Below are 16,717 nucleotides of genomic sequence, written 5' to 3' on the forward strand. Positions count from 1 at the left end.
GCGTGGATCGCCCTCGCGATCCACGAAATCTTGCTTCGCTGATTTGACGAAGGCACGACTGAATGCGCGTTCCCCCGAGGAAGTCCTCAGCCGAGAATTAGGCCTGCCACGGCCACTTTGAACATTCATTCCGAATCTGCGCAGGGCTCAGACCCAAGTCTGCCAGCTGATGATCTTCGAGTTCGGCCAGCTGTTCCCGTTGGCGATGGATTTCGATCCAGCGCGCCACCGATGCCATCGAGCGCACTAAATTTTCAAGGACGCGATGGGCACTTGCCTGTGGGGACGAACGCCTCGGCGTCTCAATCAGCAGGGGGTTCAACATTTCTCATCCTTCCGCAGTGCGCTTGTTGACGTGGGGTGCGGAAATGCTCCAATCTGCCCGCGGGCGCAAAGCATGGTTTCTCTTGCTTGGCCCAATTTTTCTCATGACATGGTGTGAAATTGGCCCGCCGACTGCCATCACTCAACGCCCTCAAAGCCTTCGAGGCGGCGGCGCGCCACGAGAGCTTCACCAGGGCGGCGGACGAACTTTCCGTCACGCAGGGTGCGGTGAGCCATCAGGTGAAGGCGCTCGAGCTCGAATTGGGCATCAGGCTGTTCGATCGCGAACGTCAAAAGCTGAGCATCACGCGAGCGGGCCTCTCCTATCTGGAGGTGGTGCGCGATGCCTTCGACCGCATAGCTCTCGGCACACAACGCATCCAGCATCTATCTCGGGCCGGAGCGCTGACGGTCAGCACGTCGCCCGACTTTGCCGCCAAATGGTTGGTAAACCGCCTTGGCAGGTTTGCCGAGACGCACCCCGACATCGATCTCAGGATTTCCGCAACCATGCATCACGTCGACTTCGCCAGGGAGGACGTCGATCTTGCCGTGCGGCATGGCGATGGCAATTGGGCGGGGCATGATGTTGTCCGCCTGTGCTCCGAGCAACTGTTCGTGGTCTGCAGTTCCAAACTTCACCAGCGGATGCGCGAGCCGTCCGATGTGCTGAACTTTCCGTTGCTGCATCTTGATGACCGAAAGGACTGGTCGGAATGGCTCGAGGCCGCCGGCGTGGTCGATGCCGAACTCTCCCATGGGCCAGTCTTGAACCGCGCCAGCATGGTCATAGACGCCGCTATCGACGGCCAGGGCGTCGCACTCGCCCGCACCACGCTTGCGGCATGGGACCTCATCAACGGGCGCCTCGTGAGACCGTTCGCCACGACGCTGCGATTGTCCAAGACCTACTGGATCGTCTGCCCCAAGGCGACGTCGATGCTCCCTAAAATTACGACATTCCGTGACTGGCTGTTGGCTGAAACTGCCGATGATGTGCGCCGCCTCAAAACGCTCGGTCCATAGGCCTAAGATCGAATCGTGAAGATCAAGCAGTCGGAAAAGCTGCTTGCAAAGGGCTCAATTGTTCAACGGGCTTCTGCGAGGGGCCAACGTTCGGTTACCGGCTGTGAGAAGTAATTCGGACGAACGGCGGTAAACGCAGATAAGAGTCCGCTAGCGCGCCAGCGCGACCTTCAGCATGATGAGCCACGATGTCCGGGGTGGCTATTCATACCGAGTTCAACCGCGGCGAGACCGGATGCTGGCTCGCACCAGGCCCTAACTGCGCCTCGGGAGATGATGAGATGACCGATCTTCAGAAGATCACTTGGATGATAGTGCTGGCGATCCTCGCCGGGATCGCAGTGATTTTACTGAATCACTGGATTAGAGGCGACCTGTCCGCAGCGCTGCCATTGACTTTGCTCACCGAGAAGCCAGTTTGAGCTCGGCCGTCTGCAGAGAGGATTTGGTCATTCTGCCACTCATTGACCGGCAGTCAGCGACGCTACAGTGATAGCTCCGCAACGATGCTCAAGGCCAAACGGCGGTTGCGCGATAGCGGCAAATACGCTTCAGAGACGACCGTAGCTTTTTCATACAGAGGATATCATGCCGGCGGACGATGGTAGTCTACGCGACATTCTTGGAATTTTGTTGGTTCTCGTACTCGTAGGCGCAAACGGCTTCTTTGTCGCCGCCGAGTTTGCCCTGGTAGCGGTTAGACGCAGCCGCGTCGACGAGCTTGCAGCTGCCGGGCGTTTGAACGCCGGGCGGCTTCAAAAAACCTTGGTCAATCTCGATGCCAATCTGGCCGCGACCCAGCTCGGCATCACCATTTCATCGCTGGCGCTCGGCTGGGTTGGCGAACCCGCACTTGCCCATCTGATCGAGCCACTGCTCTTGGGGGTAATGGGGTCCCTGGCCACGGCAGCTTCGCACACGATCGCCGTCGTAATCGCTTTCATCATCATAACCGCTCTTCACATCGTCCTGGGCGAATTGGCGCCGAAAAGCCTGGCGCTTCAACGCAGCGAAGGCACGGCACTCTGGGTCGTACGCCCGCTCGGCCTGTTTCTGTTTCTGCTGAGACCAGCGATCCTCGCTCTGAACGGTCTCGGCAATCTGGTGCTGCGTCTCTGCGGTCTGCGCCCAGGCACAGGGGAGGAGTCCTTGCATTCGCCTGAAGAGCTGAAGCTACTTGTGGCGGCAAGCCAGGAGGCAGGGCTGCTCCATCAAACTCAGCAGGAACTTGTCGAGCGTGTCTTCAACATCGGAGATCGGCGCATCGCGGATATCATGACACCGCGACGCGATATCGACTGGATCGACGCTGACGACAGCCCAGACGAGATTCTGCGCACCATCCGCGAATGTCGTCATGAGCAGCTTCTGGTCGGCCGTGGCGGGATTGACGAACCGCTCGGTATGATCCTGAAGAAGGATCTCCTTGACCAGGTGCTCGATGGAAAAACGCTCGATCCGATGGCGGTTATCCGCGAACCCGTGATCGTCCACGAAGGAACGCCAATATTCCGCGTGCTCGATCAGTTCAAGCGGGCGCCGGTGCGCCTGGCGATCGTCATCGACGAATATGGCGCTCTGGAGGGGATCGTCACCCAGACCGATCTGCTCGAAGCCATCGCGGGCGACCTTCCGGACCTGGATGGTGAAGACCCCGATGTCGTCGAGCGTGATGACGGTTCCCTGCTGATCGACGGGATGATGCTGGCGCACGATGCCTTCGCTCGCCTGGGCTTTCGATCAGGGGCGGCAGAGGGTGATTTTCATACGATCGCCGGGTTCGCCTTGTCCCGGCTTGGGCATCTTCCTGAAGCTGGTGAGCACTTTGACTATGAGGGCTGGCGCTTCGAGATTCTCGATATGGACGGAAGGCGGATTGACAAGCTGCTCGCTCGCCGTGAGCAGCCTACATCCACGCCTGCAGCCAGTTGAGACTGACCGCGCGAGAGGCCGGGAGCCGGCCGGCCTTTTGCGCGCGAATATTTCCACCACCCGTCGGTTCGCCCCGGACGAGTCTCCGCTGGAGCCACAGTGGCTGGTGAGCGTCTTCGCGTCGCACTATATGATCAATGGAACCGACAGTTGAGGGTTTAAATGGACGCCAAGAGCGCCGTCTGGCTGATTATTGGGGTCCTTGTGGTGCTAGTGGTGGCCTTCCTCACCGCAATGGCATTCGGACTGCTATGAGTCAGTCAGGCTGATCTACACTCGACATAGGCTGGCGCAACCTGGTGTGGCGAGTCGCGGTCGATGACCGATGGCGTTGGTGAGCCCCGACTGCGTTTGACCACTATTCGAAATGCATGGACTGGCCGCGCATCATTGCCAGCGTCAGCGCGATTGCAGGATTTGCCGGAGGCTTCTCCATATGCAAGGAGCCGTCGAAATCACGCCACGCCGCCATGCGCAATTCATCATCGTCATCGCCGGCCGACGGGTCGAAAACGTGGGCATCACATGGAACTCGATCGATCTCGATTGTCCAGTCCTTGAGCGCCTTGCGCGCCATCTCTTCGACCTGAGCAAGGTCGCTGGTGAAGAAGGGGATACGGTCTCCATCCTCCGAAAGCGGCTCAACCCGATCGAGCGTCGGCCGCTCGGGGACCCAGCCGAGAACAAAGGCGATATCGAAATCGATCTGGCGGTCCGGGCCGGTCGAGATTTCTAGCCGTTTGACGACGTCGGGATAGAGCTGCTTACGATCCGGCCAAGTTTCCGGAATCGCCTCGGCTTGCAACTTCGTGCGGGGGACGTTGATCAACTCCATGACCTCATGGTGCGGAACTTTTTCCGCGGGCCAGCCCGCGCAACATGCCGCCGCCGCAGCCTCGTCGGCTTCCAGCCAAACAGTGGCAGCCTGATCCTCGTCCTCGCTAGGCTTGTCATCTTCTGGAAAGCCCTTGATGTCCCAGCCTTCCAACGCGAACAGTCCTTCCGCGCCCTGCAAGGCCGTAATGCCGGCGCGTGCAAACACCGCTTCGGCTGCCGCGATGCCGCGTTCGAGTTCTTGGGGTGTCGCCCCTTCAATGTTCAAGCGAAGTTCCATGGTTCGCCTCCTATGCCTATTTCCGCCAATAGTGAACAAAAAGAGAACACAAAGTCAAGCATGCCCTTGACGAAGGAGGAATATGTTCCTTATTTCAGCGTGATCTGGAACAGCAAAGGACCATGGGCTCGGCGTCAATCGCGCTGGCCGGCGAAGCTATGGCAAAAACAGCGGAAGACAATTTTCGGATCGAGGTCTGGGATCGCGAGGAGCAGGGTTTGTCAGAAACCATTTCGCGTTCTCCCGATTCAACGGTGAGTCAGGCAGCCTGGCAAGCCGCCATCCGGCGCCGCCCGGGGATGTTGCTGATCCACTACAACAGTCGGCATGTGATGGAGAAAATCCTGACACCCGGCGAGGTGACAATCCCGCCACAGACGATTATCGACGGCAGCGTTCACGCCGGCCTCGATGTTGCTCTTGGAGATCTTCGCGAGTGGCATGTGTTGCGGGCCTGGTGCAGATCCTGTTCGCACCATGCAACGGTAAAGCCTGCCGGCCTCATCAAACGCTATGGCAAAGGCGCTCTGTTCAGTTCAGTAGAGCGAGCGCTATTCTGCACAAGTTGTGACAGGGGAGGGCCTGTCAGGTTGGAAATTCACAAGCTGCCACGCAATTGAGGGGTGAAGATGCAAGACCTCATCGATTTCGTCTAGGCATCTCGGCTCGGGTTTGGACATCCGATCTCGGTCAGCTGTCGAGAGCCGGACCTCCGCGCGACCTCCGCCGGTGGCTTCGGCGCAAAATACGCGGACCACCGCGAACGGGGACAGTCGGTCCCGCGTCCCGTCCTGCGGCCGGCGCTATGCTGACGCTCCTACGGCTGTCCTGTTCACCGCCAGCGGCGGGGGCGAATTTCCTCCGTCCTACGCCCGGCAATTGTCCGCTGTTGCGGACGCGCGCAGGACTGCGTTTTATACGCCGTCCTTCCTTTGGGCGCCGACGGTCGCCGGCGCGGGGACGGGTGGGCATGGAACCGAATCCGAGGCAGGGTATTGAATCGGACTAAGTATCCGAGTTCCGCATGTCGGCTGTAGACGGCACCCTCAGTAAAAGGCGCACACGGCCCAGAGACTCAGAATCTGTCCCTACAAATCGGCTCCCGCGGTTTCGTCCCTTCCAGCTATGCACGCTGACAGACCACATACCGGTCGGCGGGGATTGGCTTTTCGAGATGAAGTTCGACGGCTATCGTGCCCAAGTCGCCATCTCCGGCTCGAACGTCGTTGTCTATACCCGCAATGGCCACGACTGGACCCGACAGTTCAAGGTCATCCTACCGCCGCTTCAGAGACTGACCAAAGGCGCGGTGCTGATCGATGGTGAGATCGTCGCCATCGACAGCCAGGGCCGCTCGAACTTCTCCATGCTGAAAACCGGCATCGCCGCGGGTATGCCCCTCAAGTTCTACGCCTTCGATCTGCTTGAATTGGATGGTGAAGATCTGTCGACCCAGCCGCTCCTCGAGCGCAAGGCGCGACTTGAGTCCCTGCTGGGCGCGCGCCGCCCTGACGACAGCCTGCAATTTTCCAGCCACATCGTCGACCAGGGCAGAAGGGTGTTCGACGCCATGTGCGAGGGCGGCCACGAAGGCGTCATCGCCAAGCGCGCCGACAGCTCCTACGTCGGCGACCGCAGCCGGAGTTGGCTCAAGATCAAGTGCACGAAGAGACAGGAATTCGTCGTCGGCGGCTACCGCCCAAGTGACACAGGACGCGGCATGGCATCGTTGATCCTCGGCACTTACGAGAATGGCAAGCTCATCTATCGCGGCCGCGTCGGCACGGGGTTCACTGCGGCGATGCGCAAGGACATCCTCGCGAAGCTCGAGAAACGCCGTGTTGAGAAACCGGCTTTCGTTTCCGTTCCGAGAGACATTGCCCGCCGTGCCCGGTGGGTGAAGCCCGAGCTAGTTGCCGAAGTCACCTATGCCGAAGTGACACCGGACGGCAGCTTGCGACATCCAAGCTTTGAGGGCATGCGCGAAGATAAGCGAGCCGACCAAGTGGTAATGGAGATGCCGAAGACGCCGGCAACTCTTGGCTCCGCCAATCTCGATCCCGGAATCGGCAAGGAGATCGCCGCTGCTGTCGGCGTCAAGCTGACGCATCCAGACAAGGTCATGTATCCCGGGACCAAGGTGACCAAGGCCACGCTCGCCGCCTACTACGCCGTGGTCGCCGAGAAGATGCTGCCGCACATCCAGGATCGGCCGCTGTCGCTGGTGCGCGATACCGATGGCGACCTGCAGCAGACCTTCTTTCAGAAGCACAGACTGCCCGGCATGCCCAAGGCCATCCATGACGGCCAGTTGGAGAAGATGTCCGGGAAGGAAAGCCGCATCTTGTGGGTCGATGACCTGGCTGGGCTGATCGCAGGCGTCCAGATGAACGTGCTCGAATTCCACATCTGGGGAAGCCTGCGCCAGCAGCCGGATCTGCCGCATCGCATGATCTTCGACATCGACCCCGACGAGGGCTTTGGCTTCACTGCCGTCAAGCAGGCAGCCCTCGACATTCGGGGCATTCTGGAGGCGCTTGAACTGCAGTCGTGGCCGTTTCTGTCCGGCGGCAAGGGCGTTCATGTGGTCGTGCCGCTCGTCCCAGAGGCAGACTGGGACGAGGTCAAGGGCTTCTGCCAAGACTTCGCCGAACTACTGGCCCGTACAGATCCGTCGCGCTTCGTCGCCAACATGAGCAAGGCGAAGCGCAAGGGCCGAATGTTTCTCGATTACCTGCGCAACGGCCAGGGCTCAACTGCAATCTGTCCTTGGTCGACTCGGGCACGCGCCGGGGCGTCGTGTGCGGTGCCCGTCAGATGGGAGGAGTTGCCCACCTGCGAAAGCGCCAACGGTTTCGATGTTATCGCCGCTGCCGCGCGGGCTCAGCTGCCCGAGGCCTGGGAGGGCTATTTCGACGTCGAACAAACGCTTACCGACCGCATCCGCCACGCAGTCCGGTAGCAATAACCATACTAGATGGCTAGCGACATTTGCCGATTTGGCGCGGACCGCCGTTGCCCCAAATTCGAGAGCGTCCCCCCTTCTGCGGGAGGCCCGGCAACGCCGTCTAGAGTGAGAGTACGGACCGGTTTGCCGTGACGGGTTGAGAGTTGGAGGAGAGGCCTCCGGCGCCCGTCGCGGAGAACCGCGATGTCCAGACATCACCGCAACGATGGCGCCGGCGCGGACCGGACGAACCTTTATGACGATATCACCAGTAAGATCATCGCCGAACTGGAAGCAGGCCGCTTCCCCTGGGTTCAGCCCTGGGGCACCGCGGCAGCGAAGGCGCCGCTGGCCATGCCGAAAAATGCCGCCACGGGCCGAGCCTACACCGGCATCAACGTGCTCCTACTCTGGGGCGCCGTGGTCGAGCACGGCTTTCCAAGCCAGGGCTGGATCACCTTCCGGCAGGCTCTGTCGCTCGGCGGCAACGTCATGAAGGGCGAGCACGGCACGACCATCGTCTATGCTGATCGTTTTGTCCCCGACGACGAAAAGAAGCGCGCCGTGGAGACCGGCGAGGAAGCGGCGGCCATCCCGTTCCTCAAGCGCTACACCGTCTTCAATGCCGCCCAGTGCGAGGGTTTGCCGAGGGACGTAGCGGTCGCCGCGCCACCGCCGCCGCCCGGCCAGATCGAGCCCCAGGTGGAGGCCCTCATCAAGGCGACCGGCATCGCCTTCCGCATCGGTGGCGACCGGGCGTTTTATGATCCGGCACAGGACTATGTGCGGGTGCCGCCGCCGGCCGCCTATTTCGAGCCTATCAATTGGCACCGCACGGCGCTGCACGAGATGGGGCACGCCACCGGTCATGCCTCGCGGGTCGGCCGGGATCTCGGCGGTTCGTTCGGCACCAAGAAATATGCGTTCGAGGAACTGGTCGCAGAGATGAACGCGGCCTTCTGCTGCGCCTCGCTCGGCATCGTGCCGACGGTGCGCCATGCCGACTATCTCGGCTCTTGGCTCGAGGTGCTCCGCGACGACAACCGCGCCATCGTGCGGGCCGCCAGCCAGGCGAGCAAGGCCGCCGACTGGCTGCTCACCCACCTTCCGGAAACCGACGCCATGGTCGAGGCCGGCCAGCCCGAGATCGACAAGAGGGCCGCATGACCCTCCTCACGAGGGCAAAGTCGTGTCTGCGGCCCAGTCCCCCTCTTGATCTTCGGTGTGCGGCGCAGTCCTCAGAGTGAGAGGGCTGCGCCCGTCTCTTTTGACGGGTTTGGAGGTCGAGAGAGTCTCGGTCGCCCTGTCGCGGAGATAATCCAATGGCTACGCCCAAGCAGAAGATCACCCTCAACGCTTCACGTGACATCCCCTTCAACAAGTTGATGCTGAGCCAGTCCAATGTCCGACGCATCAAGCGCGGGGAAACGATAGAGGACCTCGCAGCATCGATCGCACGGCGCGGCCTGCTCCAGAGCCTTAACGTCCGGCCAGTATTGGATGGCGAGGGTAACGAGACCGGCATGTTTGAGGTGCCGGCTGGCGGGCGCCGCTATCGCGCGCTGGAACTGCTGGTCAAGCAGAAGCGCATGATTAAGACCGAGCTAGTTCCCTGCGTCGTCAGCGACGCCCACAGCGCGGTCCCGATCGAGGAGGACTCGCTGGCCGAGAATTTTCAGCGCGAAGATTTACATCCCCTGGATATGTTCCGGGCCTTCCAGACCTTGCACGATCAGGGCGCCAGTCATGAGGAGATTGCGGCACGCTTCTTCGTGTCCGCTAGCTTTGTCCAGCAGCGCCTGCGGCTCGCAAAAGTTTCGCCCAAGCTGCACGAGGTCTACGAGCAGGAGGGAATGCAACTCGAGCATCTCATGGCCTTTACCGTGACCGACGATCACGCCCGTCAGGAGCAGGTCTGGGAGGCGCTCGAAAACTCCTGGTCGAAGGAGCCGCAGCAGATCCGGCGCCTCCTGACGGAGACCACTGTGCGGGCAAGCGATCGCCGGGCGCTGTTCGTCGGTGTCGACGCGTATGTCGCTGCCGGCGGCGTGGTGCTGCGCGACCTGTTCGAGGCCGACAATGGCGGCTGGCTGCAGGACCCCGCTCTGCTCGACCGCTTGGTCCGCGACAGGATGAAGTCGATTGCCGACGAGATCGCGGCGGAGGGCTGGAAATGGATCGTGGTCGATGCCGATCTACCCTACGGCCACAGTCACGGTCTGCGAGCACTGGCCGGCACCCCCGTCGATCTGACCGACGCGGAGCGAGCGGAACGCGAAGCCCTACGGGCGGAGTACAATCGGCTGGAATCCGAGTATGGCGAATCCGACGAACTCCCCGAGGATGTCGATCAGCGCCTCGGTCAGATCGAGACCGCGCTCGAGGCCTTCGAGAGCCGGCCGATGAACTACGATCGGGCCGAGATCGCCCGCGCGGGTGTGTTCATCAGCATCGATCGTGATGGCAATCTCATCGTCGATCGAGGCCATGTACGCCCCGAGGACGAAGCGATGCATGCGGCCAACGGCGACTCCGCCGAGCCAGGCTGCGCTACCGAGAACGAGGATAGCAGACACGATCCTTCGGTCAGCCGCGCCATTATCACCATCGGCGCGCAGGCATCCGAGCCAGAGGAGGATGACGGCGACACCATCAAGCCGCTGCCCGAGCGCCTGGTCATCGAACTCACCGCCCATCGCACGTTGGCGCTGCGCAATGCCGTGGCCGAGAACCAGCATGTGGCCATCACGGCGCTATTGCATAGGCTCGTCCTCGATACCTTCGGTCAGCGTTCCGCGACCGGCTGCGTCGAGGCCTTCGTCCGGCATGTCCAACTGCCGTGGCAGGACGTCGGTCTCAAGGACAGCCCCGCGGCCAAGGCCGTCGATGGGCGCCATGAGGCCTGGAAGAGCGTCATTCCACTGGATGACGACGAGACCCTATGGGGTTGGCTCGACGGGCTCGATGAAGCCAGCCGGCAGAAGCTGCTGGCGCATTGCGTCAGCTATGGGATCAACGCCCTGTTCGAACGACCCAATCCCTACGGCAGCGGCGTTTCCCAGCATGGGCTCGATCAGCGCCTGCGTGAGGCCGATCGGTTGTCCCGTGCGACCGGGCTTGACATGGTAGATGCCGGCTGGCGGCCGACCGTGGATAACTATCTCGGCCGCGTCACCAAGTCCCGCATTCTCGAAGCCGTGCGCGAAGGCGCCGGCAACCAGGCCGCCCAGCTTATCGACCATCTCAAGAAGGTCGACATGGCCAAGGAGGCCGAGCGCCTCCTGGCCGATAGTGGCTGGCTGCCCGAACCGCTCCGCCTCAGCGGCGACGGCGCGCCGGCCGCGCAGCCGGATGAGGGCGAGGAAGCCGACCTTCCCGAATTCCTCGCCGGTGACGACGAGGACGGTTCGGCCGCCGATGAGACTGCCGCGCACGTGGTAGCCGCCGAATAGCACCGTTGGCGGCGCGGCCGGGTCGCCCGGCCCTTTTTCCTTCACCTCACGGCCCGGTGTATCGCCGGGCCATTTTCGCGCAGCAACTTCCAGACGCTGCTTCGTACCGGCGACGCCAATGGTTCCTACAGAAGTCGGAGCCTGACGGCGAAATATGATCGAGATCGATTGAAACCGGCAAGCGCTCCAACTCACGGCGGGGCGCTTGTTTCATTTTGGCTTCGGCGAGCCCTGAGAGGGAGAGGCGAGTCGGGATGGGTTTGAATCCGCGCGGTCCAGAGAGAGCGCCGCCCGGCTCGATCCTGTCCCCGCTCTCCAGAGGTTCACACCATGTACATGATCTCGCCCGCCGCGGCAGCTCCTGGCGTCGTATCGCTGCCGCTCCCCGAAACCGATGGTGCCGCCGCTATCTTTGCTGCCGCCGGCCTCCTGCTTCCCCATATCGAGCACGGCGAACGCATCGACGCGTCAAAGCTCCGGGCAGCGATGGAAGCCGCATTCGGTGTCTCCGACGCCGCCGGCGCGTGGGACTGGAAGACGGCCTACGATGCCTGCGAGGCCGCGACGGTCCTCTTCCTCCGCAAATATGGAAAGGCGCTGTTCCGCAAAGCCGCGTCTCCGCCTCAACGGCTTTCCGCATTGTCGAAGATCGCTGGGCTCATGCCGACGCATACCCGCCGGTCCGAAGAAGCACAGACCTTCCAGCAGTTCTCGACGCCGATTCCGCTCGGCCTGGTCGCGGCAACAGCCGCCGCCATCACGCCCGCCGACCGAGTGCTGGAGCCTTCGGCCGGCACCGGGCTGCTCGCCATCCTGGCTGAGATAGCCGGCGCCTCGCTCATCCTCAACGAGCTTGCCGAGACACGTTCGGCGCTTGTCTCCTCCCTCTTTCCGGCCGTTCCTGTCACCCGCTTCGACGCCGCCCAGATCGACGATTATCTCGATCCCGGCGCCGTGCCGAGCGTGGTGCTGATGAACCCGCCATTCTCCGTCATGGCCAATGTCGAAGACCGCATGGCCGACGCGGCCTGGCGGCACATCGCCTCGGCGCTGGCGCGCCTGGCGCCCGGCGGGCGGCTGGTGACGATCACAGGGGCGAGTTTCGCCCCCGAAAATACGGCCTGGACCCCGGCCTTCACCCGCCTGCAGGAGCGTGGTCGCGTGGTCTTCTCCGCCGCCATCGATGGCTCGGTCTATGCCAAGCACGGCACGACCTTCCCGACGCGCCTCACCGTCATCGACAGGGTGCCGGCGGACGATCCCTCGCTCTTCCCGGATTCTCCCGGCATCGCTGCGGATGCGGCAAGGCTCCTAACGTGGATTGAGGAGCGCCTTCCCGCGCGGCCGCCGGTCGTGATGGCCGCCGTTTCCAGCCCGGCATCGGCAGTCGCGGCGCCCCGAACCGTGCACGGCTATCTCACACGCTCGGCGAGAACCACGCCACGCATGTCAATCGCCGAACCGGAAGCCATAGACCTCGCCTATGAGGCTGTCGACTGGCAGGCGGCCGAGGGCGGCCAGATCAGCGACGCCATCTATGAGGCCTACGGGCTTCAGGCGATCCGCATCCCCGGCTCTCGGGCTCACCCCACCCAGCTCGTTCAATCGGCGGCCATGGCCTCGGTGGCGCCACCCAAGCCGAGCTACCGGCCGCGCCTGCCGAAGAACGTCCTTGACCTGCTCTCGGACGCGCAGCTCGAGACCGTCATCTATGCGGGCGAGGCTCATGCCGACTATCTCGCCGGCGCTTGGACGCTCGACGACACGTTCGATGTCATGAGCGCCGCTCGCGAGGACGCCAAAGGCGCCGTGCGCTTCCGGCAAGGCTTCATGATCGGCGACGGCACGGGTGTAGGCAAGGGCCGGGAATCCGCTGCCGTCATCCTCGACAATTGGATGCAGGGCCGACGCAAGGCGGTCTGGATCAGCAAGTCCGACAAACTGATCGAGGATGCGCAGCGCGATTGGTCGGCGCTCGGCATGGAGCGTTTGCTGGTCAGCCCGCTTTCCCGCTTCTCGCAGGGCAGGCCGATCGTGCTGCCGCAAGGCATCCTATTCACCACCTACGCCACGCTACGCTCCGACGATCGCGGCGAGAAGGTTTCGCGGGTGAAACAAATCGTCGAATGGTTGGGTCCGGATTTCGATGGAGCGATCATCTTCGACGAAGCCCACGCCATGCAGAATGCCGCCGGCGGCAAGAGCGAACGGGGCGATGCCGCTCCCTCCCAGCAGGGCCGTGCCGGCCTGCGGCTGCAGCACGCGCTGCCGAATGCCCGCATCGTTTATGTCTCGGCCACCGGCGCCACCACCGTCCACAATCTCGCCTATGCCCAGCGGCTCGGCCTCTGGGGCGGCGAGCATTTTCCGTTCTCGACACGGGCCGAATTCGTCGAGGCGATCGAGGCCGGCGGCGTCGCGGCGATGGAAGTGCTGGCGCGCGACCTCAGGGCGCTCGGTCTCTATACGGCGCGGTCTTTGTCATTCTCCGGCGTCGAATACGAACTGCTCGAGCATGAGCTGACGCACGAACAGGTCCGCATCTATGACGCGTACGCTGGGGCCTTCGGCGTCATCCATAACAATCTCGATGCGGCGATGCAGGCGGCCAACATCACCGGCAGCACCGGCACGCTCAATGCCCAGGCCAAGTCGGCTGCGCGCAGCGCCTTTGAAAGCGCCAAGCAACGCTTCTTCGGCCATTTGTTGACCAGCATGAAGACACCGACCCTGATCCGCTCCATCACCCGCGATCTGGAGGAGGGCCATGCGGCCGTTGTCCAGATCGTCTCGACGGGCGAGGCGCTCATGGAACGGCGGCTGGCCGAACTGCCGACCGAGGAATGGAACGACGTTCGCGTCGACATCACGCCCCGCGAATATGTCCTTGACTACCTGGCCCATTCCTTCCCGGTGCAGCTCTACGAGCCGTTCACCGACAGCGAGGGCAATCTGTCGTCGCGCCCGGCCTACCGCGATGGCCAGCCTGTCGAGAGCCGCGAGGCGGTCGCCCGGCGCGACGAGCTGATCGCCAACCTCGCCAGCTTGACGCCTGTCCCCGGCGCGCTCGACCAGATCGTCCACTTTCGGGGTGGACATCGTGGCCGAGGTCACCGGTCGGTCGCGCCGCATTGTCCGCAAGGGCGAGCGCCTTGTCGTTGAAAACCGTGCCGGGTCAGCCAACCTCGCCGAGACGCAGGTTTTCATGGACGACCAGAAGCGCGTTCTGGTTTTTTCGGACGCGGGCGGAACGGGGAGGAGCTACCACGCCGAACTCTCGGCCGGGAACACGCGGCTGCGTGTGCATTATCTGCTCGAAGCCGGCTGGAAGGCCGACACCGCGATCCAGGGCCTGGGCCGCACGCATCGCACCAATCAGGCGCAGCCGCCACTCTTCCGGCCGATCTCGACCAATGTGAAGGCGGAAAGGCGCTTCCTCTCCACGATCGCGCGGAGGCTCGATACGCTGGGCGCGATCACACGTGGCCAGCGCCAGACCGGTGGCCAGGGCCTGTTCCGTCCAGAGGATAATCTGGAAAGCCACAATGCCCGCGATGCGCTACGGCAACTCTATCTGCTGATCGTACGCGGCAAGGTCGAGGGCTGCTCGCTCGAGCGTTTCGAGGCGGCGACGGGTCTCAAGCTGATGGATGCCAATGGCATCAAGGACGAGTTGCCGCCGATCACCACCTTCCTCAATCGCCTGCTAGCACTGACCATTGCGCTGCAGGGCGTGCTGTTCGGTGCCTTCGAGCAACTGCTGGCCGCGCGCATCGAGGGGGCGATCGCGTCAGGCACCTACGATGCCGGGCTGGAGACGCTGCAGGCCGAAAACTTCGTCGTCACCGATCGGCAGGTGATCTACACCCATCTCCGCACCGGCACCGAAAGCCGCCTGCTCACAATCACCGAACGCAAGCGCAATCGGCCCGTCACGCTCAATGCGGCGCTCGATCATCTCCGCGATCCGCGTGCCTTACTGCTCATCAACAAGCAATCGGGCCGCGCCGCGGTACAGATCCCGACCCCCAGCGTCATGCTCGACGATGGCGAGGTCGAGCGCCGTGTCTGCCTGATCCGGCCGATGGAAAGCCAGAACATGCCGCTCAAGGCTATGGGCGAAACACGCTGGGTCGAGGCCGACCGCGAGGCGTTCACAACTGCCTGGACCGCCGAAATCGCCGGGGTGCCGGAGTTTTCGGACTCGGTCTTGCACATGGTCACCGGCCTGCTGCTTCCAATCTGGAAGCGCCTGCCCAACGAGTCGACCCGCGTTTATCGACTTAAGACCGACGAGGGCGAGCGCCTCATCGGCCGCCGCGTCTCGCCGGCATGGGCCGCCAACGCCTCTGCAACGAACGTGGTTGCGCTGTCGCCGGAACAGGCGTTTGCGGCTCTGATGGACGGGCGGACGATCCTCGATCTCGCCGAGGATCTCCAGCTTCGCCGCAGCCGCGTCATGGGCGCATGGCGCATCGAATTGTCCGGCTTCACCGACACGATGCGCGAGCGCCTCACCGCCTACGGTCTCTTCCACGAGATCATTTCGTGGAAGCTCAGGATGTTCGTGCCGATCGACGCCAACGGGCTCGCGGTGCTGGAGCGCGTGCTCGACCGCTTCCCAATCGAGCGGGTCAGTGAGCGGGAGGCTGCATGATTCCGCGTCACGTTGCATCCAACCTCGCACACCGCCTCGGCGAACATGCCGAGGCGGTGTGCCGCCACTACCTCTCCAATGGCCGTCGCCAGGGCAACTATTGGACCGTCGGCGACGTCCGCAATGCGCCGGGCCGCTCGATGTTCGTGCGTCTGCGGCCATCCCCGAAGGGACCGCCAGGCAAATGGACCGACGCCGCTACCGGTGAGCATGGCGACCTGCTCGATGTCATCCGCGAATCCCTCGGACTGGTCAATTTTCGAGACGTCGCCGACGAGGCGCGCGTGTTTCTCGCTATGCCGGATGCCATGCCACCCCGACCGGCCGAGCCGATCACGCAGGTCCCCGTTGGATCTCCAGAAGCGGCTCGCCGACTGGTCGCCATGTCGAAGCCCATTATAGGCACCCTCGTGGAAACGTATTTGCGTGGACGCGGCATTACGACTTTGTACGGCACCGGATCGCTGCGGTTCCATCCGCGCTGCTACTACCGGCACGACGATCAAGGACCGACCGAGACCTTGCCGGCAATGATCGCCGCTGTCACCGACCTCGATGGACATCTGACCGGCGCGCACCGCACCTGGCTCGCACCGGACGGCACCGGCAAGGCACCCGTCGACACGCCGCGTCGGGCAATAGGTGACCTTCTGGGTCACGCCGTCCGCTTCGGCGCACCCGGCAGCGTCATGGCGGCAGGCGAAGGCATCGAGACGACGCTGTCGCTCAGATGCGCCTTGCCCGACATGGCGATGGCTGCGGCACTCTCGGCAGCCCATCTTGCCGCAATCCTGTTCCCTCCGAACCTGCGGCGGCTCTATGTCATTCGCGACAACGATCCGGCCGGTGACGGTGCTCGAGACAGCCTGCTCGAGCGCGCGACGGACGCCGGAATCGAGGCAATCGTGCTGTCGCCGGCGATGCAAGACTTCAACGAAGACCTCCGCCATTTCGGACTTGCCGCCTTCCAGGCCTCGATTGCGGACCAGCTCATGCGCAAAGATCGCACCCGCTATCTGACACAGGCGGCATGAGCCGTGAGGGGAAGCGCCCAGCGCACCGTGCCGGCTGCGCCGCATGGATGCGTGGCCCGCCGGCAGAGAACCGCGACCCGGCCTTCAAGAGGGCGATCGGGCCCACAAACTGGACGGCCAGGCAATGGCGGCCGCCGACTATTTTCCGGCGGCGCGCGACTGCTCGCGAATGGCAGCGATTGGGCGCGACGCCTTTCCATCGCGAGGCAAAATAGTCGGCCGCCGCCATCC

The 16,717-nt window shown here is 63.1% G+C and carries 10 protein-coding genes and 1 pseudogene; 9 read left to right on the top strand and 2 right to left on the bottom strand.

Going from position 1 to position 16,717, the window contains the following annotated elements; all coding sequences use genetic code 11:
• Positions 1-97: 97 nt before the first annotated feature.
• Positions 98-325, bottom strand: a complete 228-nt coding sequence (locus NKH97_RS03155; RefSeq protein WP_352679098.1) for a DUF1127 domain-containing protein — start codon at positions 323-325, stop codon at positions 98-100.
• Positions 326-438: 113 nt separating this feature from the next.
• Between NKH97_RS03155 and NKH97_RS03160 the strand changes: the two genes are divergently transcribed.
• From NKH97_RS03160 to NKH97_RS03170, 3 genes are all read left to right on the top strand, one after another.
• Positions 439-1,350 carry a transcriptional regulator GcvA gene (locus tag NKH97_RS03160; protein ID WP_352795322.1) on the top strand — a complete coding sequence of 304 codons (912 nt, stop codon included), beginning with the start codon at positions 439-441 and terminating at the stop codon, positions 1,348-1,350.
• 281 nt (positions 1,351-1,631) lie between these two features.
• Entirely contained in the window at positions 1,632-1,772 is a 141-nt protein-coding gene (locus NKH97_RS03165; protein ID WP_352679104.1) for a hypothetical protein, read from the top strand.
• Between the two features lie 166 nt (positions 1,773-1,938).
• Positions 1,939-3,282, top strand: coding sequence for a hemolysin family protein (locus NKH97_RS03170; protein WP_352795324.1), 1,344 nt, complete (start codon positions 1,939-1,941; stop codon positions 3,280-3,282).
• Between the two features lie 358 nt (positions 3,283-3,640).
• Here NKH97_RS03170 and NKH97_RS03175 read toward each other — a convergent pair whose 3' ends face one another.
• Positions 3,641-4,324 (bottom strand): hypothetical protein, encoded by a 684-nt coding sequence (locus tag NKH97_RS03175; protein WP_352795326.1) that lies wholly within the window; start codon positions 4,322-4,324, stop codon positions 3,641-3,643.
• Positions 4,325-4,518: 194 nt separating this feature from the next.
• Between NKH97_RS03175 and NKH97_RS03180 the strand changes: the two genes are divergently transcribed.
• The 6 genes and pseudogenes from NKH97_RS03180 (at position 4,519) to NKH97_RS03205 (ending at position 16,486) form a co-directional block, all read left to right on the top strand.
• Complete coding sequence (locus tag NKH97_RS03180) at positions 4,519-5,016, top strand: hypothetical protein (protein ID WP_352538289.1); 498 nt, start codon at positions 4,519-4,521, stop codon at positions 5,014-5,016.
• Between the two features lie 404 nt (positions 5,017-5,420).
• On the top strand, positions 5,421-7,358 hold the full coding sequence (ligD, locus tag NKH97_RS03185; protein ID WP_352795328.1) for a DNA ligase D: 1,938 nt from the start codon (positions 5,421-5,423) through the stop codon (positions 7,356-7,358).
• Between the two features lie 189 nt (positions 7,359-7,547).
• Positions 7,548-8,510 (top strand): ArdC family protein, encoded by a 963-nt coding sequence (locus NKH97_RS03190; RefSeq protein ID WP_352795330.1) that lies wholly within the window; start codon positions 7,548-7,550, stop codon positions 8,508-8,510.
• A 155-nt stretch (positions 8,511-8,665) separates the two neighbouring features.
• Complete coding sequence (locus tag NKH97_RS03195; RefSeq protein ID WP_352795332.1) at positions 8,666-10,795, top strand: ParB/RepB/Spo0J family partition protein; 2,130 nt, start codon at positions 8,666-8,668, stop codon at positions 10,793-10,795.
• 330 nt (positions 10,796-11,125) lie between these two features.
• Positions 11,126-15,452 (top strand): annotated as a pseudogene (locus tag NKH97_RS03200) (strawberry notch-like NTP hydrolase domain-containing protein).
• Positions 15,449-16,486, top strand: a complete 1,038-nt coding sequence (locus tag NKH97_RS03205; protein WP_352795334.1) for a DUF7146 domain-containing protein — start codon at positions 15,449-15,451, stop codon at positions 16,484-16,486. The pseudogene NKH97_RS03200 and the gene NKH97_RS03205 overlap by 4 nt, the downstream one beginning before the upstream one ends.
• Positions 16,487-16,717: the final 231 nt, after the last annotated feature.

The organism is Mesorhizobium sp. M0870 (genome assembly GCF_040319775.1).
Lineage (GTDB): Bacteria > Pseudomonadota > Alphaproteobacteria > Rhizobiales > Rhizobiaceae > Mesorhizobium.